A 3,057-nucleotide genomic window follows, 5' to 3' on the forward strand; every position below is an offset into this window, starting at 1 on the left:
GATGGTAGTGTGGCAGTTGCCCATGTGAGAGTAGGTCATCGTCAGACTCTTAATTCCGAAAACCCCCAGCGGCTCGCCGTTGGGGGTTTTTTCGTTTTGTCTTTTTGTGTTTTTGTCGTTCCTGGTGTTTAATCCCCGCTTTACTCATTCTCCTTGCCGGATGGTATTTAATGAAATCCAAAGCACTTGTAAAGCTACTCAGCGATGGGCGGGTTCATTCCGGTGAACGCCTGGCTGGCGAGCTAGGCGTAAGCCGTACTGCGGTTTGGAAGCAGGTTCGCCGTGCGCTTGACGAAGGTTTCGACATAGGTACGGTAAGAGGCCGCGGCTACAAGCTGATCACTCCCGTAGATCTGCTTGATACCGGCGTGATCCTGAATGGGCTCGCGAGCGCAGTTCGTAGCCAAATTTCTCTGGGCGTCCTTGATCAGGTGGACTCTACAAATGCTGAGATTCTCAGGCAAATAGACAGTGGGGCTACGGGGGTGCCTGTGGCAATCGCGGATGGCCAAACTATGGGAAGAGGGCGTCGTGGCCGCACTTGGCGCAGTCCCCCAGGTGAAAATCTGTACCTCAGTGTAGGTCTGACATTTCATGGTGGCTTTTCCGTTCTTGACGGGCTTAGTCTTGTGCTAGGTGTTGCTGTGGCCGACACTCTTGAGTCGCTGGGGGTGTCTGGAGTGCGACTTAAATGGCCCAACGATATTTTTCTGCCAGAGGGAAAGCTTGGGGGTGTTCTTGTTGAGCTTCAGGGCGAGTTGCAAGAAGGGGTCGTTCAAGTTGTTGCGGGTATAGGTATCAACGTTCATATGAGCCGGGCTGATGACGTAGATCAGCCATGGTCTAGTCTCGCTCGCCACTCCCCAGAGCACAGTTGGTCCAGGAATCAAATTGCATCGGCTCTAATAGCGTCTCTGCTTGAAAGTGCTACTATCTTTGCTGAAAAGGGCTTCGCCGCCTTTCGGGAGTCTTGGCAGGCTCGTGATCTGTTTAGCGGGCAGCATATTGTCGCTCGAGAAGGGGAGGTTGCAGGAGTCGGCTGTGGCATCGATGAGCAAGGAAACTATTTGGTTGAGACCGAAGCTGGTGTTGTTTCCATCCGCGCCGGAGAAGTCAGTTTGCGAGTAGTGTTATGAGGCTTTTGATCGACGCAGGTAATACTCGGGTGAAGTGGCGGTTGGAACAGGGCGGCACAGTTATTGATGAGGGCTGGTCGGCCCTAAGTAACGAAGATCCTTTGGCGGGAATTAGTGATTATCTCGGCTCGGTTGTCCGTGTAGGTGTATCAACGGTGATTTGTGAAGATGCTCGAATAAAGCTTTTATTGTATCTAGAGCGAAGGATTTCGGCCCCGGTGCATTTCTACTGGGCAGAAACCGAACGTTTCGGGCTTGAAAATTCTTATCTGGATCCGGCGACCATGGGGGCCGACCGTTGGCATGGCATGTACGGGGCCTGGAAGTTACACCAGTGCGGCTGTGCGGTTATTGATGCTGGCAGTGCTATTACCGTGGACTATGTGAGCCATGCAGGGTTGCATCTGGGGGGGTATATTCTTCCTGGGCTTAACATGATGCTAAAGAGCCTGAAGACCGATGCAGCTCGAATTACGTTTGAAGCAGATGATGTTTCGGTGGTGCAGCCTGGGAAGAATACCGCGGAGTGTGTAAATCAGGGTTTGTCGTGGCTATCGCTGGCAATGATCGAGCGGGTCAGGGTAGATATGGCTGGGCTAGGCCTAACAGAAGTTCTGGTTACCGGGGGCGACGCCATGCGGTTGTTTTCCCTTGGTATGGGTGGGAGTTATCATCCCTCGTTGGTGTTGGATGGGTTAGGGTGCATCGATAACGAGGTGGTTGGGGTATGAAGCTGCTCGCTCTGGTGCTGCTGCTCCTGAATGCTGCGCTCTGGTACGGATTGAAAGGCGTTCCCGGATACAGTCGAGCTAGCAGTGTGGTGACCGGGGCTCTGCCGAGAGTGGAGGGTTTAAGGTCTGTCGATTCGCATTCTGATGTTTCGCTCGGCGCACTAGAGGTTCAGAGTTGCGTCACGGTTGGCTGGTTCAGTACTGCTGAAAATGCCAAAGTTCTTGCGGAAAAAGGGCGCCCGTTAGAGCACGTAAGCTATCAGATTACTAAGAGGGCTCGCGAATTGTCACCATTGCATTGGGTGATTATTCCTCCTCAGCCGGAACAAATTGCCCTGGCTCAGCTGAAAAAGCTTCGTGAACTAGGTGTCGATTCCTATCTGGTTGCCAAGGGCGGAAGCCGCAATGCCATCTCTCTGGGGCTATTTGAGTCCCGGGAGGCGGCAATTTCAGTATTGGAAGAAAAAAAACGTCAGAATCTCAATGCAATACTGGCCAACTTCACCCGAAATCAGATAAGCTACGCGCTGTCTTTTGAGGTGAGCTCAAAGCTTGTTGAGAAACAAGTACAGGCGGTTGAGGCGGATTATGGCAATAATTTCGATTTCATCGAAATCAATACCTGTGAGGGTGTTGCAAGGTCGAAAAAAAATCCGTAGTATACCGCCCTCGCTGAAGAGGCGATTGTGAGCTGGCGTAGCTCAGTTGGTAGAGCAGCTGACTTGTAATCAGCAGGTCGGGGGTTCGATTCCGTCCGCCAGCTCCACTTTTTTGTAGTAACGGGTGCGTGAGTGTGCGCCCGACTCGGAGGGGTTCCCGAGTGGCCAAAGGGATCAGACTGTAAATCTGACGCGAAAGCTTCGCAGGTTCGACTCCTGCCCCCTCCACCACTTAATTGCTCGCGGGCATCGTATAGTGGCTATTACCTCAGCCTTCCAAGCTGATGACGCGGGTTCGATTCCCGCTGCCCGCTCCAATTTTATTTGTAATGCTCATGTAGCTCAGTCGGTAGAGCACATCCTTGGTAAGGATGAGGTCACCGGTTCAACTCCGGTCATGAGCTCCACTATTTATCCGGTCAACGTTACGATCTAGGTTGATTAGGGAGATTGGTCGAATGTCTAAGTCTAAGTTTGAACGTAATAAGCCGCACCTGAACGTGGGCACTATTGGTCACGTTGACCATGGTA

3 protein-coding genes, 4 tRNA genes and 1 pseudogene are annotated in these 3,057 nt (G+C 52.3%); all 8 read left to right on the top strand.

Translation table 11 applies throughout. The features are described from left to right. Positions 1-170: 170 nt before the first annotated feature. Positions 171-1,136, top strand: a complete 966-nt coding sequence (locus ACTH3S_RS18205; RefSeq protein ID WP_441810422.1) for a biotin--[acetyl-CoA-carboxylase] ligase — start codon at positions 171-173, stop codon at positions 1,134-1,136. Beyond that, a complete protein-coding gene (locus ACTH3S_RS18210; RefSeq protein ID WP_441810423.1) occupies positions 1,133-1,867 on the top strand; it encodes a type III pantothenate kinase in 735 nt (244 codons plus the stop codon). Before ACTH3S_RS18205 ends, ACTH3S_RS18210 begins: the two co-directional genes overlap by 4 nt. Beyond that, positions 1,864-2,526, top strand: a complete 663-nt coding sequence (locus tag ACTH3S_RS18215; protein ID WP_441810424.1) for a hypothetical protein — start codon at positions 1,864-1,866, stop codon at positions 2,524-2,526. Before ACTH3S_RS18210 ends, ACTH3S_RS18215 begins: the two co-directional genes overlap by 4 nt. A gap of 31 nt (positions 2,527-2,557) precedes the next feature. Next, a tRNA-Thr gene (locus ACTH3S_RS18220) sits at positions 2,558-2,633 on the top strand. A gap of 40 nt (positions 2,634-2,673) precedes the next feature. After that, positions 2,674-2,757, top strand: a tRNA-Tyr gene (locus tag ACTH3S_RS18225). A gap of 11 nt (positions 2,758-2,768) precedes the next feature. Continuing rightward, a tRNA-Gly gene (locus ACTH3S_RS18230) sits at positions 2,769-2,843 on the top strand. Between the two features lie 14 nt (positions 2,844-2,857). Beyond that, a tRNA-Thr gene (locus ACTH3S_RS18235) sits at positions 2,858-2,933 on the top strand. 51 nt (positions 2,934-2,984) lie between these two features. Continuing rightward, positions 2,985-3,057 (top strand): annotated as a pseudogene (locus ACTH3S_RS18240) (GTP-binding protein); the annotation flags it as partial.

The sequence above is a fragment of the Marinobacter sp. genome (assembly GCF_052094685.1).
Lineage (GTDB): Bacteria > Pseudomonadota > Gammaproteobacteria > Pseudomonadales > Oleiphilaceae > Marinobacter.